Origin of the sequence: Micromonospora sp. WMMD714 (assembly GCF_029581315.1) — a bacterium.
GTDB lineage: Bacteria > Actinomycetota > Actinomycetes > Mycobacteriales > Micromonosporaceae > Micromonospora > Micromonospora rifamycinica.
Genome location: NZ_CP120744.1, coordinates 935,530 through 951,318 on the forward strand (window position 1 = coordinate 935,530; position 15,789 = coordinate 951,318).

The 15,789-nt window shown below is 72.5% G+C and carries 18 protein-coding genes; 10 read left to right on the forward strand and 8 right to left on the reverse strand.

Going from position 1 to position 15,789, the window contains the following annotated elements:
• Nucleotides 1-120 precede the first annotated feature (120 nt).
• Nucleotides 121-360, reverse strand: coding sequence for a winged helix-turn-helix domain-containing protein (locus tag O7625_RS04240; RefSeq protein WP_282344460.1), 240 nt, complete (start codon nucleotides 358-360; stop codon nucleotides 121-123).
• Between the two features lie 625 nt (nucleotides 361-985).
• Here O7625_RS04240 and O7625_RS04245 point away from each other — a divergent pair.
• Complete coding sequence (locus O7625_RS04245; protein WP_282344463.1) at nucleotides 986-1,210, forward strand: DivIVA domain-containing protein; 225 nt, start codon at nucleotides 986-988, stop codon at nucleotides 1,208-1,210.
• Nucleotides 1,207-1,461 (forward strand): hypothetical protein, encoded by a 255-nt coding sequence (locus O7625_RS04250; protein WP_282344464.1) that lies wholly within the window; start codon nucleotides 1,207-1,209, stop codon nucleotides 1,459-1,461. The genes O7625_RS04245 and O7625_RS04250 overlap by 4 nt, the downstream gene beginning before the upstream one ends.
• A 270-nt stretch (nucleotides 1,462-1,731) precedes the next feature.
• Here the strand turns inward: O7625_RS04250 and O7625_RS04255 are convergent, their stop codons facing one another.
• The 5 genes from O7625_RS04255 to O7625_RS04270 all read right to left on the reverse strand — a co-directional run bounded on the left by O7625_RS04255 (nucleotide 1,732) and on the right by O7625_RS04270 (nucleotide 5,330).
• Nucleotides 1,732-2,061, reverse strand: a complete 330-nt coding sequence (locus O7625_RS04255) for a DUF1416 domain-containing protein (protein ID WP_282344466.1) — start codon at nucleotides 2,059-2,061, stop codon at nucleotides 1,732-1,734.
• Between the two features lie 3 nt (nucleotides 2,062-2,064).
• The gene (locus O7625_RS04260; protein WP_282344468.1) at nucleotides 2,065-2,913 is read right to left on the reverse strand and encodes a sulfurtransferase; all 849 of its coding nucleotides are present in this window, start codon (nucleotides 2,911-2,913) and stop codon (nucleotides 2,065-2,067) included.
• A 201-nt stretch (nucleotides 2,914-3,114) separates the two neighbouring features.
• A complete protein-coding gene (locus O7625_RS30230) occupies nucleotides 3,115-3,243 on the reverse strand; it encodes an Ms5788A family Cys-rich leader peptide (protein ID WP_348773987.1) in 129 nt (42 codons plus the stop codon).
• A gap of 112 nt (nucleotides 3,244-3,355) precedes the next feature.
• A complete protein-coding gene (locus O7625_RS04265) occupies nucleotides 3,356-4,135 on the reverse strand; it encodes a DUF2993 domain-containing protein (protein WP_067311436.1) in 780 nt (259 codons plus the stop codon).
• A gap of 157 nt (nucleotides 4,136-4,292) precedes the next feature.
• A complete protein-coding gene (locus O7625_RS04270) occupies nucleotides 4,293-5,330 on the reverse strand; it encodes a hypothetical protein (RefSeq protein WP_282344471.1) in 1,038 nt (345 codons plus the stop codon).
• A gap of 261 nt (nucleotides 5,331-5,591) precedes the next feature.
• Here O7625_RS04270 and O7625_RS04275 point away from each other — a divergent pair, with 261 nt between their 5' ends.
• The 7 genes from O7625_RS04275 (at nucleotide 5,592) to pstB (ending at nucleotide 12,788) form a co-directional block, all read left to right on the forward strand.
• Nucleotides 5,592-6,308: a response regulator transcription factor gene (locus O7625_RS04275; RefSeq protein ID WP_067311430.1), complete on the forward strand. Its 717-nt coding sequence runs from the start codon at nucleotides 5,592-5,594 to the stop codon at nucleotides 6,306-6,308.
• Between the two features lie 182 nt (nucleotides 6,309-6,490).
• Entirely contained in the window at nucleotides 6,491-7,351 is an 861-nt protein-coding gene (locus O7625_RS04280; RefSeq protein WP_282344472.1) for a polysaccharide deacetylase family protein, read from the forward strand.
• Nucleotides 7,352-7,375: 24 nt separating this feature from the next.
• Entirely contained in the window at nucleotides 7,376-8,302 is a 927-nt protein-coding gene (gene mshD / locus O7625_RS04285; protein WP_282344473.1) for a mycothiol synthase, read from the forward strand.
• A 369-nt stretch (nucleotides 8,303-8,671) separates the two neighbouring features.
• Complete coding sequence (pstS, locus tag O7625_RS04290; RefSeq protein WP_067311421.1) at nucleotides 8,672-9,775, forward strand: phosphate ABC transporter substrate-binding protein PstS; 1,104 nt, start codon at nucleotides 8,672-8,674, stop codon at nucleotides 9,773-9,775.
• A gap of 42 nt (nucleotides 9,776-9,817) precedes the next feature.
• Nucleotides 9,818-10,909, forward strand: coding sequence for a phosphate ABC transporter permease subunit PstC (pstC, locus tag O7625_RS04295; RefSeq protein WP_282344474.1), 1,092 nt, complete (start codon nucleotides 9,818-9,820; stop codon nucleotides 10,907-10,909).
• Nucleotides 10,906-11,994, forward strand: a complete 1,089-nt coding sequence (gene pstA / locus O7625_RS04300; RefSeq protein WP_282344475.1) for a phosphate ABC transporter permease PstA — start codon at nucleotides 10,906-10,908, stop codon at nucleotides 11,992-11,994. Before pstC ends, pstA begins: the two co-directional genes overlap by 4 nt.
• A 17-nt stretch (nucleotides 11,995-12,011) precedes the next feature.
• Nucleotides 12,012-12,788 (forward strand): phosphate ABC transporter ATP-binding protein PstB, encoded by a 777-nt coding sequence (pstB, locus tag O7625_RS04305; RefSeq protein WP_067311413.1) that lies wholly within the window; start codon nucleotides 12,012-12,014, stop codon nucleotides 12,786-12,788.
• A 44-nt stretch (nucleotides 12,789-12,832) separates the two neighbouring features.
• On the opposite strand, the gene O7625_RS04310 is transcribed toward pstB, so the two are convergent.
• Nucleotides 12,833-13,666: an NUDIX domain-containing protein gene (locus O7625_RS04310; protein ID WP_282344476.1), complete on the reverse strand. Its 834-nt coding sequence runs from the start codon at nucleotides 13,664-13,666 to the stop codon at nucleotides 12,833-12,835.
• An 85-nt stretch (nucleotides 13,667-13,751) separates the two neighbouring features.
• Between O7625_RS04310 and O7625_RS04315 the strand changes: the two genes are divergently transcribed.
• Nucleotides 13,752-14,720, forward strand: a complete 969-nt coding sequence (locus tag O7625_RS04315; protein ID WP_282344477.1) for a Gfo/Idh/MocA family oxidoreductase — start codon at nucleotides 13,752-13,754, stop codon at nucleotides 14,718-14,720.
• A gap of 64 nt (nucleotides 14,721-14,784) precedes the next feature.
• Here the strand turns inward: O7625_RS04315 and O7625_RS04320 are convergent, their stop codons facing one another.
• Nucleotides 14,785-15,789, reverse strand: coding sequence for an inorganic phosphate transporter (locus O7625_RS04320; RefSeq protein ID WP_282268678.1), 1,005 nt, complete (start codon nucleotides 15,787-15,789; stop codon nucleotides 14,785-14,787).

Below are 15,789 nucleotides of genomic sequence, written 5' to 3' on the forward strand. Positions count from 1 at the left end.
GGGGGCCGAAATCTTCCAAGATCTCGCAGGCCGACAGATCATCGTTTGAGCTGGAGTAAGCAACTTCCGGATGGGGCACGGTCCGAGGGTGTGGGCGATCCCCGTAAGCGTCAACAGCCCTCAGGGCTTGCGCAGCCACGTCGCCGGGTCGGTCACGTAGACACCCTTGCCCTGATGGCGGTCGATCACTCCAAGCGCTTCAAGCCGAATGAAGACCTGCCGAATGGTGGACGCGCTTACCCGGTGCAGCTCGCACAGCTCGGCGATCGAGGGCAGCTTGTCCCCCGGCTTGAGTCGGCCACTCCGCGTGTCCGACATGATCGAATCAGAGACTCTGAGGTAGTCAGGCAATGCAGGCATGGCACTCCTCGCGTGGCACCCCAATTCGATCACGGGACACATGCGCGAGACAAGAGGAAGTCAACTTTAGCCACAGTCTTGATGAGGGTCACCTCCACACATAAGTTAGGCGGCGAGCGCTCCTCGCGTGGCAACGAGCAGGGCTCTCCCCCGGTCGGGGCGGGTGTCGTGGAAGGGAACCCGCCCGCCCCGGCCACCTTCCACGGCAGCGCGATCCCTGCTGCCCCTGCGGAGAGGTGGTCCCATCGTGTGCAGGCTCCTCCGGCTGTTCCGCCGGCCCCGGTCCCGGTCGAGGGCAACCGACCGGCCCCCGACAACAGGACGGCCCGCGCCGACCGAGCGACCCACGGCAGCCGGGCGGCCCTCCGCCCGGCACCGCGTCACCAACCGTCCCCCGACCAGCCGGCCCCCAACCAACCAGCCCAGCAGCAACCGGCCCCTGAACAGCCGGCCCCCAACCAACCAGCCCAGCAGCAACCGGCCCTCCACCAACCAGCCCAGCAGCGACAGGCCCTCGAACAGCTGGCCCTCGACCAACCAGGCCCCGGGCGGCCGGGTCGACGGTCATGCCGCCGGGCGGTCCGGGCCAGCGGGCCGGCGTAACGGTGGGCAGCGCCACCGGACGGTGGCGTACCGGCCGCTCTGCCCGACCCAGGTGCGGCGGCAGTGGTTCGGGCGGTCCCGCAACGGGCTCGACCCGGGCGAGGTGGACGGGTTCCTGCACCGGGTCGCCGACGAGCTGGCCGTGCTGCACGCCGAGCTGGCCCGTACCCGGGAGGAGAACGCGCGGATCAAGGGTGCGCTGCGCGACTGGCAGTCCCGGTTCGGACCGCGCGTGGTGTACCGGTGACCGCCACGACCGAGCGCGAGCGGTACGTCGTACACCTGACTGTCGCCGCCGACGACCTGCCGGCGGCGCGGCTGCTGGCCCGCGCGATCGGCCGGTCGCTGGCGTTCCTGCCGGAGCTGGTGCTCGGCGAGACGACCGTCTCCGAGGAGGGCGGGTCGGAAGCGCAGCATCAGGTCTTCTGCGACCGGCGGCTCGGTGGGCGTCGCCGCTGCATCCGGCGGGTCGACCACCAGGGCGGCTGCACCTCGTGACGCCGCCGGCCGGGCGACCTCCCGGGCGGCTGCCGGGCGGCGGGGGTGACGGCGCTGGGCGGCGGACAACCGGCGTGACGGCGGCGGGCGGCGGGTGTGACGGCGGCGGGCGGCGGGTGTGACGGCGGCGGGCGGCGGGTGTGACGGCGGCGGGCGGCGGGTGTGACGGCGGCGGGCGGCGGGTGTGACGGCGGCGGGCGGCGGGTGTGACGGCCCGGGGCCGGTCACCCCGGGTGGGGTGACCGGCCCCGGGCCGATCGAGAGCGTGGGTCAGGCCACCGTGACGGAGACCTCGTTGATGCCCCGGTTGGCGGTCACGGCGGTGTCACCGTTGCCGTGCCGGGACAGCGCCCGCAGGGTCCAGCTACCGGGCGCGGCGAAGAACCGGAACTGACCGGCCGGTGAGGTGACGACCTCGGCGGTGAACTCACCGGTCGAGTCGAGCAGCCGGACGTACGCGCCGGCCACGGGCTCGCCCGACGCGGAGAGCACCTGCCCGGTGATGACGGTCTCCTTCTCCAGGTCCAGGCTGGCCGGCAGGGGCGCGGACTGGTCCGGGGCGGCGCAGCCGGCCGCGGTGGAAGCGGTGGGAGCGGTCATGGCTCAGGCCTCCCCGGGCTCGTCGCCGAGCGCCACCGGCACGCCGACCAGCGAGCCGTACTCGGTCCAGGAACCGTCGTAGTTCTTCACGTTGGTGTGGCCGAGCAGCTCCTGGAGGACGAACCAGCTGTGCGAGGAGCGCTCGCCGATCCGGCAGTAGGCGATGGTCTCCTTGCCGTCGTCCAGCCCGGCGTCGGCGTAGATCTTGCGCAGCTCGTCGTCGGACTTGAAGGTGCCGTCCTCGTTCGCCGCCTTGGACCACGGCACGCTGATCGCGGTCGGGATGTGCCCGGCCCGCTGCGCCTGCTCCTGCGGCAGGTGGGCGGGGGCCAGCAGCCGGCCGGCGAACTCGTCGGGGCTGCGCACGTCGACCAGGTTCTTGGTGCCGATCGCGGCCACGACCTCGTCGCGGAACGCCCGGATCGAGGTGTCCGGCTCCTGCGCGACGTACTGGGTGGCCGGGCGGCTCACCGTGTCGGTGACCAGCGGACGGGCGTCCAGCTCCCACTTCTTGCGACCACCGTCGAGCAGCTTGACGTCGCGGTGGCCGTAGAGCTTGAAGTACCAGTAGGCGTACGCGGCGAACCAGTTGTTGTTGCCGCCGTAGAGGACCACGACGTCGTCGTTGCCGATGCCCCGCTCGGAGAGCAGCGCCTCGAACTGGGACTTGTTGACGAAGTCCCGGCGGACCTGGTCCTGGAGGTCGGTCTTCCAGTCCAGCTTGATCGCGCCGGCGAGGTGGCCGGTGTCGTAGGCGGAGGTGTCCTCGTCGACCTCGACGAAGACGACGCCCGGGGCGTCGAGGTTCTTCTCGGCCCATTCGGCCGAAACGAGTGCGGTGTCGCGACTCATCAGATCACTCCCTGGTGAGGATGGGTGGTGAGCCAGCGCGGGCGGAGATCGGTGATGTCGCACCATGCGCAGGACCCATAGAGGAACGGATCACGGGTTCGTGCGACGGCGCCGCTGCCGGGCGTTTTTTCGGAGGGTGGCACCGGAGATCAGGAGACCTCGGGTGCGGTTGCCGCTAAGCGGCCGGAGACAGCCCCGCCGTCAGATGACGGAGCGACACAGGCAGGTGGCCACGCGGCACAGGTCGACCGCGCGCCGTTTGGTGAGGTGCGTCCCCATGGTCACGGAGCCTACCAGCCCTCCCGGAGAGTGCCAGGGGCCGACCACCATGCGAGACGCGGCCCCACCTGCCGGGAAAGCCCCGGGAGGCCGGGCCGCGTCGCGCCGGGTACCGGGTCGCGCCGGGCACCGCGCCGCGCCGCGCCGGGCACCCGACGGCGGATCAGCCCGCCGAGTTGATCGGGACGTCCCTGGCGTCGGCGGTCACCGTCAGCCCCTCCGGGCGCGGCTCGACCTTGCGCACGTTGAGCTGGAACGGCAGCTCCGGCAGGGGCACGTCGACCGAGATCCCGCGGGCGTAGTTGTTGAGCAGGGTGCGGGCCAGCGGCACCGCCGGCAGCCCCTGGGCGTTCAGGTCGCTGAACTTCAGCGCCACCTTGCCGCCCTCGGCCACCGTCACGTCGGCGGTGCCGGTGACGGTGAGCTTCTGGCCGAGGATGTCGACCGGCGCGGTCACCGCCAGCTTGCCGTTCTGCTCACCGAGCTTGAGCCCTGGCCGGTCCAGCAGCTTGGCCAGGCTGTCGTAGGTGACCGTGCCGGTGCCGGCCACCGTCTCGGCCACCACCTCGCCCTGACCGGACCGGATGGTGTCCAGCGAGGCGCGCACGTTGCGGGCGTCCACGTCGAGCCGGGGCAGGCTGACCGTGTTGCCCTCCACCGAGCCCCGCACGTCGGTCAGCACGATGGAGATCCGCTCGTACCGCCCGTCGACCACCTGGGTGAGGAACGGGAAACCCCCCACGTCCACCTGCGGCGGCGCGGAGCTGGCGTCCTGCTTGGTCAGCTCCTGCTGCACCTGGTCGGCGATCGCCCGCTCGGCCAGCCCGGCCGCCACCCGGTCGGCCACCACCAGCAGCCCGCCCAGGATCAGCACCAGCACGACCAGTACGACGAGCCACCTGCGCCCGCGCCGCCGGGGCCGCTCCTCGTACGTCTGCGCCACACCCGTCTCCGTCCGTCCTCGCCGTCGCGGTCCGCGACGTACCCTCATCGCCGTCGCGGTCCGCGACGTACCGTCGTCGATGCCGCCGTCGCGGCGCACCGCTACTACCCGAGCGCCGCCGCGCCCAACCGCCGCATCCGGCGCGCGGGGCGGATCGTCAGAGGAAGAGCACACACATCGCGTACGCCGCCGGAGCGGACAACGCGAACCCGCCCAGCGGACCCTGCATGTGCCGGGCGATCCACATGGTGGGCGGCTCACCGGCCATCAGCCGGCCCGCCTCGGCGTACCCGACGGCGAGGTCGGCCAGGACGGCGGTGGCCGCGGCGACCAGCCCGATCACCGCGGCGCTGGTCGGGGTGAAGCCGACCAGGTAGCTGCCGAGCAGGGCGCTGGTGAGGGTACCGGCCATCGCGCCGACGACCACCCCGGCGGCCCCCCGGGGCACCTGCGGCGCCAGCCTCGGCCAGGCCAGCACGGCGTCGGTGAGCCGGGCCACGGTGAGCGCGACGCCGGTGGCGACCAGGCAGACGGTGATCGCCTGGGTGCCGGCCGGAATCCGGCTCAGCGTGATCAGGGTGGCGAACGCCACCACGCCGACCACGATCAGCAGCGTGGTGCCGAGCGAGTCGGTCACCCGCACCCGGTCCACCCGGCGGACGAGCTGACCGACCACGCCGAGCAGGAAGCCACCCAGCGCCACGAAGCCGAGTGGGGCCAGGCCGGCGACGTCGGTCTGCACGGCGGCGACGTCGGCCGCCGCGGCGACCGCGACGCTGGTCAGCGCCACCATCAGCAGGGCGGGCGGGCGCATGGCCATCGTCCAGGCCAGCACGAAGAAGAGCTGGACCGCGAAGACGACCAGGGCGAACGGCAGCCGGTGCCCGGGGCCGGCGGTCTGCGCGCCGAGCACCAGACCGACGCCGAGCAGCGCGGCGAAGCCGGCGATGGTCAGGGACAGCGGCCGGCGGACCTCGACCGGCTCGATCGGCTCCTCGTCCGGCTCGACGTCCTCCTCCTCGCTGCGGCGCGGTGCCCCGCCCTTGCGGAACCGGCGTGGGCCGCGCTCGCGTCGGCCCCCGGCGTCGTCGTCCGGGGCCGGGCGCGGCCCGGGTGCGGGACCGCCGGCCGGGCCGTCGGAGGCGTCGTCGACCCAGGGGTCACGGCCGGTCTCGGGCGAGGTGGAGGGAAACACGCCCCGATCGTGCCAGACCGGCGCGCTCCGGCGGGGATCACGTCGGCTCCGGTTTCGACCACGTTAAAACCTGAGCGGCGATCACGGGCAGATCCGACAAACAGGAAAGGACGCCGAGGTGACAGCCGGGCGATCGGTTACGCTCAAGCCGTTACCCGCCCGTCAGCGACGCCGGGACCCACGCAAGTTCTCAGCGCCCCGCCCACGGTCGGGGCAGCTGGTCGCGTGCGGCCGTAGAGCCGCCGGGACGGAGGTGATCGTGTGGAGCTCCTGCTGCTGGTGACCGCGCGTGCAGGTGAGCCCTCGGCGGTGCTGCCGGCACTCGACCTGTTGCCGCACTCGGTGCGTACCGCGCCGCGTGACGTCCGCACCCTGGTGTCCGGGCCCAGCCCGGACGCGGTGCTGGTCGACGCCCGATCGGAGTTGAGCGAGGCCCGGGCCACCTGCCGGATGCTGCACGCCACCGGCCTGGGCGTGCCGCTGGTGGCGGTGGTCACCGAGGCCGGCCTGATCGCCCTCAACGCCGACTGGGGCGTGGACGACGTGATCCTGGCCGGCGCGGGTCCGGCCGAGGTGGAGGCCCGGCTGCGGCTCGCGGTGGGCCGGCTGACCAACGCCACCTCCGGGGCCGGGGGCTCGATCCGGGCCGGCGAGCTGAACATCGACCCGGACACCTACGCGGCGAAGCTCAAGGGCCGGCCGCTCGATCTCACCTACAAGGAGTTCGAGCTGCTGAAGTTCCTCGCCCAGCACCCGGGCCGGGTGTTCACCCGGGACCAGCTGCTCCGCGAGGTCTGGGGATACGACTACTTCGGCGGCACCCGTACGGTCGACGTGCACGTGCGGCGGCTGCGGGCCAAGCTCGGCTCGGAGTACGAGTCGATGATCGGCACGGTCCGCCAGGTGGGCTACAAGTTCGTGGTCCCGCCGACGTCCCGGTCGCTGCCGGAAGCCGAGCACGCGCCGCTGCCGGTCTGACCCGCGCACCCGGTCACACCACCGCACCAACCTAGGACTATTTCCGATACGCCCCTTTTGCTCCCGTTGCCGGTTCTATTCTTAATGCCGGAATAAGCAGGAGTGAGAGGGGCGACGGTGCGTGCACTGACCACGGGGGCGACGAGAGGGCCGTCCCGCGATCCGGACCGGTGGCGGCACTGATGCGCGCCCGGTCGACCGGCGGCACCATCGGGACCGTCGGCGTCGTCACCCTGGTGCTGGCCGCCCTGCTCGGGTCCGCGTACGCGCTCGGCCGCAGCATGCTCCCCGACCACTCCCGGCCACCCACCGGCACGTCGGCACAGGTCAACGGCGTCCATTACGCCGATCAACCCGCCGATCCGGTCGCCCCACCGGCCGACCCGGACGGCGCCGGCCCCGACCCGGACGTCCCGCAACAGGCCGGCGGCGGCGACGGGCCGTTCGGTAGCCACGCCAGCACCGGCTCCGGCGAGGTCGCGCTGACCTTCGACGACGGGCCGGACCCGACGTACACGCCGCAGGTGCTCGACGCGCTCCGCGAGTACGGCGTCAAGGCGACGTTCTGCGTGGTCGGCGAGAACGCCCAGGACCACCCGGACCTGGTGCGGGCGATCGTGGCCGACGGGCACACCCTCTGCAACCACTCGTGGCACCACGACGTGCTGCTCGGCAAGCGCTCCCCCGCCCTGATCCGGGCCGACCTGATCCGCACCAACGAGGCCATCCACGCCGCCGTGCCGGACGCCCGGATCAGCTACTTCCGGCAGCCCGGCGGAGCCTGGACGTACCCGGTGGTGTCGGTCGCCGAGGGGCTGGGGATGACCCCGCTGCACTGGACCGTCGACCCCAACGACTGGCAGCTCCCCGGAGCCGCCAAGATCACCGCCACGGTCACCGGGGAGACCGGACCCGGCGCGATCGTGCTCATGCACGACGCCGGTGGCGACCGGCAGGGCACGGTGGACGCCCTCCGCCGGATCCTGCCCGACCTGACCAGCCGGTTCCGGCTGGCGGCGCTACCGGTCAACGGGGCCGGCTGAGCCGGAGCCGACTACGGTGGCGGGATGAGCAGCGCCGAGCCGACGACCGACCGGGTGGACCGTACCGACCGACTCACCCCGGCCGAGGTGGCCGAGGTGCTGGCCCTGGCCCGGCTGGCGGGCGACACCGACGGCGCCTACCCGTTCGACGAGCACACCCTGCTGCGGTTGCACGACCCGCAGGCCCCCGCCGCGCACCTGACCGCCCGCGCCGCCGACGGCACCCTGACCGGGTACGCCCACCTGGACACCACCGACCCGGCCTCGGGGGTGGGGGTGGAGCTGGTGGTCCGCCCCGGCTTCCGACGGCGGGGCACCGGGCGGGCGCTGGCCCGGGGCGTACTCGCGGCGGCCACCGGCCCGGTGCGGGCCTGGGCGCACGGCGACCACCCGTCCGCCGCGGCGCTCGCGGTCGACCTCGGCCTCACCCGGGCCCGGGTGCTCTGGCAGTTCCGCCGGCCGCTGGCCGAGCCGGTGCCGGCCCCCCGCCTGCCCGCCGGGGTGACGCTGCGTTCCTTCCGCCCCGGCGAGGACGACGCCGACTGGCTCGCGCTCAACGCCCGCGCCTTCGCCGAGCACCCGGAGCAGGGCCGGTGGACCATGGACGACCTGCGGACCCGACTGGCCGAGCCGTGGTTCGACCCGGCCGGCTTCCTGCTCGCCGTCGACCCGTCCGACGGCCGGCTGCTCGGCTTCCACTGGACCAAGGTGCACGAGCGGCCCGGCGCGGCCCGGATCGGCGAGGTCTACGTGGTGGGGGTGGATCCGGCCGCACACGGCGGCGGCCTCGGCCGGGCGCTCACCACCGCCGGGCTGGCCTACCTGCGGGACCGGCGCGGGCTGGACCGGGTGATGCTCTACGTGGACGAGTCGAACACCGCCGCCGTGTCGCTCTACGAACGGCTCGGCTTCGCCCGCTGGTGCGGGCACGTCAACTACCACCTGGGCTGACTCCTGCGGCCCCACCCGCCCGGTCGCCCTGACCGCGCCGGGGCGCACCGGGTCGTCGTCGGCAGGTCGTCGGCGCGGCACTCGCCGCTGGCCGACGGGCGGTCTCCGCGCGGTAACGGCGGGGCCACGCCCGGATAACGACTGCCCTGATATATCGCATTAATGCGGATACTGGGACGGCAGTTCACCTAACGGACAACCCTCCCTCAGGCAGCGGTCACCTGCCCGGCCGGGGCTGTTCATGCTCCGTTCACTTCCGACCGGCAAACCGTCTACCTGGCACTTCTAGCTTTCGAGTCAGCCGGTCAGCGCCGGCACTCGGGCCCCATCCGGGCGACCTGACCAAAGACGTGAAGGGAAACCCCTCAGGTGAAGCTCCAGCGGCACGGCGCCATTGCCTGCCTCGCTCTTACCGCGGTCCTCGGCCTCAGCGCCTGCGGCTCGGACAACAACGAGCCGGCCGGCACCTCCGCCTCGGGTTCGGCCAGCGCGGCGGACTGCGGCAAGGGCACCCTGAACGCGCAGGGCTCCTCCGCGCAGAAGAACGCCATGGCTGAGTGGATCAAGGCATACCAGCAGAAGTGCGCCGGCACCACGATCAACTACGAGTCCTCCGGATCCGGCGCGGGCATCCAGGCGTTCATCGCCGGCACCGCCGACTTCGCCGGCTCCGACTCCGCCCTCAAGCCGGAGGAGCAGCCCCAGGCCGACGCCAAGTGCACCGGCGGCGCGGCGCTCAACCTGCCGATGGTGATCGGCCCGGTCGCGGTGGTCTACAACGTCAGCGGCCTGGACAACCTCCAACTCAAGCCGGCCACCCTGGCGCAGATCTTCGCCGGCAAGGTCAGCAAGTGGAACGACCCGGCCATCAAGGCCGACAACCCGGACGCCACGCTGCCGGCCACCACGATCCAGACGGTGCACCGCTCCGACGAGTCGGGCACCACCGACAACTTCACCAAGTACCTGTCCAAGACCGCCGCGACGGACTGGACCTTCGGCAACAACAAGGCGTGGAAGGCCCCGGGCGGGCTCGGCGCCCCCAAGTCCGACGGGGTGGCCGCCAAGGTCAAGAGCACCGACGGCACGATCAGCTACGTCGAGTGGTCGTACGCCGAGAACTCCGGCCTCAAGAAGGCCAAGGTGCAGAACGGCGCCGGCGAGTACACCGAGCTGACCGCCGAGTCGGCCGGCAAGACCATCGCCGGGGCCAAGATCGAGGGCCAGGGCGACGACCTCAAGATGTCGATCGACTACGCCACCAAGGAGGCCGGGGCCTACCCGATCGTCCTGGTGACCTACGAGATCGTGTGCAGCAAGGGCCTCGCCGCCGACAAGCTGCCGCTGGTCAAGGGCCTGCTGGGCCACGCCGCCAGCGCCGAGGGCCAGGCCGAGCTGGTGGAGCTGGGCTACGCCCCGCTGCCCGACTCGGTCCGGACCAAGGTCGAGGCCGCGGTCAAGAACCTCGGCTGACCCGTCCGAGCGACAACCCCTCAAGTCGAAGCGAGCGAGCAGATGGGTGAAACCCCTCCCCGCTCGGCACACGCCGGCACCGGCGGGCAACCCGTGACCCAGGGTCACGAGCGGTCCGCCGGTGCCTCGGCGCGTGTTGCCGAGGCACCAGTCAGCACCCGTACCCCCGACGAGGACCACGGTCTGGGCGGAGGCGGCGGACTGCCCCGGGCGCAGGCGTTCGGCGCGGAACGGGCCTTCCGCGGCGTGACCCTGGCGGCCGGTGTCACCGTGCTGGTCATCATCGCGGCCATCGCGGTCTTCCTGATCGCCAAGGCCGTCCCGGCGCTGCGGGCCAACAGTGCGAACTTCTGGACCTTCGAGGGCTGGTTCCCCAACGACGACCCGCCCACGTTCGGCATCGGCGCGCTCGCCTTCGGCACCATGCTCACCGCCCTGCTGGCGCTGCTGATCGCGGTGCCGGTGGCGCTGGGCATCGCCCTCTACCTGTCCCACTACGCGCCGCGCCGGCTCGGCACCGGGCTGGGCTTCGTGATCGACCTGCTGGCCGCCGTGCCGAGCGTGGTGTTCGGCCTGTGGGGCCGGGACTACCTGGTCGGGCCGGTCGCCGACCTGTCCGCCTGGCTGAACAGGTACTTCGGCTGGATCCCGATCTTCGGCGACGGCCCGTACGGCAACTCGATCCTGCTCGGCTCGCTCGTCCTGGCGATCATGGTGCTGCCGATCATCACCTCGCTCTCCCGCGAAGTGTTCCTCCAGACCCCGACCGCCAACGAGGAGGCCGCCCTCGCCCTGGGGGCCACCCGCTGGGAGATGCTGCGCACGGCGGTCCTGCCGTACGGCCGGCCGGGCATCATCGCCGCCGTCATGCTCGGCCTCGGCCGGGCGCTCGGCGAGACCATCGCGCTCGCGCTGACCCTCGGCTCGACGTACGCCATCTCGTTCAACATCCTGGCCAACGGCGGCAACAGCATCGCGGCGAACATCGCCAACCGGTTCGCGGAGGCCAACGAGACCGGCCGGGGCGCGCTCATCGCCTCCGGCCTGGTGCTCTTCGCGATCACGCTGATCGTCAACATCACCGCGCGGGCGATCATCTACCGCCGCCGCGAGTTCACGGAGTCGGCCGCATGACCACCACGCTCACCTCCCACCGTTCCCGCCCGCCGGCCCAGCCGGAGAGCCTGCGCGCGAAGCGGCTGCCCGGGTACGCCGCCCCCGCCCTCGCGGTGCTCGCCCTGCTGGTCGCCGTCGGCCTCGTCTACGGCCTCGACCTCGGCGGCCCGGTCCTGGTCGTGGTGCTCGGCGCACTGCTCCACCTGGCCGGTCTGTTCGCCGCCGCGAACGCGGTGGAGGGCCGCCGGTCGGCCCGCAACCGGGTCTGGAGCGCCCTGATCCACTCCGCCCTGGTGCTGGCCGTGCTGCCGCTGGCCTCGGTGGTCTGGACCCTGGTCAGCAAGGGCACCGCCCGGCTCGACGGCGACTTCTTCGGCAGCTCGATGAACAACATCGGGGCGCGGGACGCCAACGGCGGCGCCTACCACGCCATCATCGGCACCCTGGAGCAGGTCGGCATCGCCACCGCGATCACCGTCCCGCTCGGCGTGCTCTGCGCGATCTACATCGTCGAGTACGGCCGGGGCCGGTTCGCCTTCACCATCCGGTTCTTCGTCGACGTGATGACCGGCATCCCGTCCATCGTCACCGGCCTGTTCGTGCTGGCCTTCTGGGTGCTGATCGTGTCGCCGTGGTTCAACGACGGCCGCCCCGGCTTCTCCGGTTTCGCCGCCGCGCTGGCGTTGGCCGTGCTGATGCTGCCGACGGTGGTCCGCTCCACCGAGGAGATGCTGCGGCTCGTTCCCGCGCCGCTGCGCGAGGGGGCGTACGCGCTGGGCGTGCCGAAGTGGAAGACCATCCTGCGGGTGGTGCTGCCCACCGCGCTGCCCGGCATCGTCACCGGCATCATGCTCTCCATCGCGCGGGCCGCCGGGGAGACCGCCCCGGTGCTGCTCGTCGCCGGCGGCGGCGCGGCGATCAACTTCAACCCGTTCGAGAACAACCAGTCGTCGCTGGCCCTCTTCGTCTACCAGCAGGCCGGCGAGGCGTCGAAGTACTCGCCGGCACGGGCCTGGACCGCGGCGCTGACCCTGGTCGTCCTCGTGCTCGTCCTGACCGTCGCCGCGAAGCTGCTGGCCCGCCGTAACCGGCTCGGCCGATGAACCCCGGAGGTACCACCATGGCCAAGCGCATCGACGCCACCGACGTGACCGCGTACTACGGCGGTTTCAAGGCGATCGAGAACATCAACCTGACGGTCGAGCCGAAGACGGTCACCGCCCTGATCGGCCCGTCCGGCTGCGGCAAGTCGACCTTCCTGCGGTCGATCAACCGGATGCACGAGGTGCTGCCGGGCGCCCGGGTCGAGGGCAGCCTGACCATCGACGGCCAGGACGTCTACCACCGGGACGTCGACGTGACCGCCGTCCGCCGCATGATCGGCATGGTGTTCCAGCGCCCCAACCCGTTCCCCACCATGAGCATCTTCGAGAACGTGGTGGCCGGGCTGCGGCTCAACGGGGTCCGCAGGAAGTCCATCCTGGACGAGGCCGCCGAGAAGGCGCTCCGCTCGGCGAACCTGTGGGACGAGGTCAAGGACCGCCTCGGCAAGCCCGGCGCGGGCCTGTCCGGCGGTCAGCAGCAGCGGCTCTGCATCGCCCGGACGATCGCGGTCGAGCCGCAGGTGGTGCTGATGGACGAGCCCTGCTCGGCGCTGGACCCGATCTCGACGCTGGCCATCGAGGACCTGATGTTCCAGCTCAAGGACAAGTTCACCATCATCATCGTCACCCACAACATGCAGCAGGCGGCCCGGGTCTCCGACCGCACCGCGTTCTTCTCGATCGAGAAGACCGGCGACCCCGGCCGGCTCATCGAGTACGACAACACCCAGAAGATCTTCAGCAACCCCGGCCAGAAGAAGACCGAGGACTACATCACCGGCCGCTTCGGCTGACCCCTGCCCCGCCCGCCCAGACCCCCGCCGGGTGGGCGGGCGCGTCAGGTGAGGGTGAAGTGGGGGGTGCCGTCCTCGGGGAGGTGCAGGCGGGGGATCACCGGCGTGCTGGCGTCCCGGCCCGCCGCGGCGCGGGCCACCCCGGCCAGGTCACCGGCGGCGGCCACCTCGGCCAGCGTGACCAGGGTCGGCGGGAGCATGGTCAGCTCACCGGCCCGCGACCGGGCCAGGGCGTCCGCCGGGCGGATCCACAGGGTGTGGTCGGCCTCGCCGGAGACGTCCCGGGTCCGCTGCCCCTCGGGCAGCAGGGCCACGAAGAAGTACGTGTCGAAGCGCCGCGGCTCGAAGTCCGGGGTGATCCACCGGCTCCACGGCAGCAGCAGGTCGGACCGGAGGGTGAGCTTCCGCCCGGCGAGCAGCCCGGCGAAGCCCCGCCGGTGCGCCTCCAGCTCCTGCCGGGCGACCTCCCAGTCTTCGCCGCTGACGTCCCCCACCACCGCGTCGTCGCCGGGGCCGGCCAGCAGCACCCCGGCCTCCTCGAAGACCTCCCGCGCGGCGGCGCACACCACCGCCTGGGCGTCCCGCGGCGCCACCCCCAGCCGGTCCGCCCAGGCCGCCGGGTCGGGGCCGGCCCAGTCCAGGTGCGCCTGCGAGTCCGACGGGTCGACGCCCCCACCGGGGAAGGCGTACATCCCGCCGAAGGCCATCGCGGCGACCCGGCGGATGACGTACACCTCGAAGTCGGTGCCGGCCGGGCGGAGCAGCAGCACGGTGGCCGCGACCCGGGGGGTCGCCGGGACGCCGCCCTCGGCGAGGAACCGACGGGCGTGCTCGACCAGGGCCGGCGGGGCGGGGAAGCCGGGACTGTCGATCGTCATGCGCCGAGCCTAGTCCGGTCGGACGGCCCGCCCGACCGACCGGCCGCCGCGCCGGAGGCCGGGGCCAGCGGGTTAGCGTGAACGCATGACACGTTGGGGGATTTTGTCCACCGGCCACATCGCCGGCCGGTTCGCCGAGGATCTACGCCTGGTGCCGGGGGCCGAGCTGGTCGCCGTCGGCTCGCGGACGGCGGAGAGCGCCGAACGGTTCGCCGCCCGCTACGGGGCCACCCGCGCCCACGGCTCGTGGGCGGAGCTGGCCGCCGACGACGAGCTGGACGCGATCTACGTGGCGACCCCGCACGCCGCCCACCACGAGGCCGCCCGGATCTGCCTGGAGGCCGGTCGGGCGGTGCTGCTGGAGAAGCCGTTCACCCTCGACCTGGCCACCAGCACCGAGCTGGTCGAGCTGGCCCGGTCCCGGGGGGTCTTCCTGATGGAGGCCATGTGGATGCGAACCAATCCGCTGATCCTGCGCCTGGTCGAGCTGGTCCGGGCGGGCGCGATCGGCGAGGTGACCGGCGTCCGGGCCGACTTCGGGGTGGCCGGGCCGTTCCCGCCCGAGCACCGGATGCGCAACCCGGCGCTCGGTGGCGGCGCGCTGCTCGACCTGGGCGTCTACCCGGTCAGCCTGGCCCACCTGCTGCTCGGCGTCCCGCAGTACGTGCGGGCCTGGGCCGGGCTCAGCCCGGAGGGGGTGGACGAGAACACCGGCATCGTCCTCGGCTACGACTCGGGGGCGGTCGCCACGCTCGGCTGCGGGATGGTCGGGGCGACCCCGCTGACCGCCGCGATCACCGGCAGCACCGGCCGGATCGAGCTGCCCGAGCCGTTCTTCCGCCCCGGCTCGGCGGTGCTGCACCGGGCCGGGGCCGAGCCCGAGACGCTCACCGACGACCCGGCCGGCGGCGGCTACCAGTACGAGGCCGCCGAGGTGCAGCGCTGCCTGGCCGCCGGGCTGACCGAGAGCCCCCTGGTGCCGCACGCGGTCACGCTGGAGGTGATGGCGCTGCTGGACGACATCCGGGCGCAGATCGGCGTCGACTACTCCTGAGCCGCCGGGAAGGGCACCGGCGTCACCGCGCGGGGCGGTGCCGAGGTGCCCTTCCCCGCCCGGCTCAGAACAGCGGGCGGACCACCAGGTAGGTCAGGCAGGCGATCAGCGCGGCGGCCGGGAACGTGATGATCCAGGCGAGCACGATGTTGCCGGCCACGTTCCAGCGGACCGCGGAGAGCCGCTTGGTGGCACCCACCCCCATGATCGCCGAGGTGATCGTGTGGGTGGTGGAGATCGGGGCCTTCAGCACCAGCGCGTTGAAGTAGAGCACCGCACTGGCCACCGTCTCGGCCGCGAAGCCCTCCGGCGGACCCAGATCGATGATCTTGCGGCCGAGGGTCCGGATGATCCGCCAACCACCGGCGTACGTGCCGAGCGCCAGCATGGTCGCCGAGGTCCAGAAGACCCACCCCGGGATGTGCGTCTTGTCGTCCTGGAAGCCACCGGTGTAGAGGGCCAGCACCACGATGCCCATGGTCTTGGCGGCGTCCTGCATGCCGTGGCCGACCGACATGGCCGCCGCCGACGCGGTCTGCGCCCAGCGGAAGCCCCGGTTGAGCTTGCCCGGCTGCCCCTTGCGGAACGCCCAGAGGATGGCCAGCATCAGCAGGTAACCGAGGGTGAGGCCGATGATCGGCGAGAGCACCATCGGCAGGATGACCTTCTCGCCGATGGTCACCCACTGCACGACACCGCCGGTGGAGAGCAGGGTCGCCCCGACCAGCCCGCCGAACAGCGCGTGCGAGGACGACGACGGCAGGCCGAAGTACCAGGTGATCAGGTTCCAGGCGATCGCGCCGAGCACCCCGGCGAAGACCACCCCGAGACTGCCCACGCCGGTGGGGAGGGTGACCAGGCCGTCGCCGACGGTCTTGGCCACGCCGGCACCGAAGTGCGCGCCGACGAAGTTGCCCACCGCGGCGAGCCCGAGGGCGAACCGGGGTGTCAGGGCACGGGTGGAGACGCTTGTCGCGATCGCGTTGGCGGCGTCGTGGAAGCCGTTGGTGTAGTCGAACGCCAGGGCCACCGCGATCACCGCCAACACGGCGATGAGTTCGGGACTCAC

Coding starts and splice junctions, on each gene's coding strand:
- O7625_RS30230 (WP_348773987.1), bottom strand. CDS start 3,243: ATGGTGGTCGGCCCCTGGCACTCTCCGGGAGGGCTGGTAGGCTCCGTG.
- mshD (WP_282344473.1), top strand. CDS start 7,376: ATGAGCAGCGCCGAGCCGACGACCGACCGGGTGGACCGTACCGACCGA.
- pstC (WP_282344474.1), top strand. CDS start 9,818: ATGGGTGAAACCCCTCCCCGCTCGGCACACGCCGGCACCGGCGGGCAA.
- pstA (WP_282344475.1), top strand. CDS start 10,906: ATGACCACCACGCTCACCTCCCACCGTTCCCGCCCGCCGGCCCAGCCG.
- O7625_RS04240 (WP_282344460.1), bottom strand. CDS start 360: ATGCCTGCATTGCCTGACTACCTCAGAGTCTCTGATTCGATCATGTCG.
- pstB (WP_067311413.1), top strand. CDS start 12,012: ATGGCCAAGCGCATCGACGCCACCGACGTGACCGCGTACTACGGCGGT.
- O7625_RS04255 (WP_282344466.1), bottom strand. CDS start 2,061: ATGACCGCTCCCACCGCTTCCACCGCGGCCGGCTGCGCCGCCCCGGAC.
- O7625_RS04310 (WP_282344476.1), bottom strand. CDS start 13,666: ATGACGATCGACAGTCCCGGCTTCCCCGCCCCGCCGGCCCTGGTCGAG.
- O7625_RS04280 (WP_282344472.1), top strand. CDS start 6,491: ATGCGCGCCCGGTCGACCGGCGGCACCATCGGGACCGTCGGCGTCGTC.
- O7625_RS04260 (WP_282344468.1), bottom strand. CDS start 2,913: ATGAGTCGCGACACCGCACTCGTTTCGGCCGAATGGGCCGAGAAGAAC.
- O7625_RS04315 (WP_282344477.1), top strand. CDS start 13,752: ATGACACGTTGGGGGATTTTGTCCACCGGCCACATCGCCGGCCGGTTC.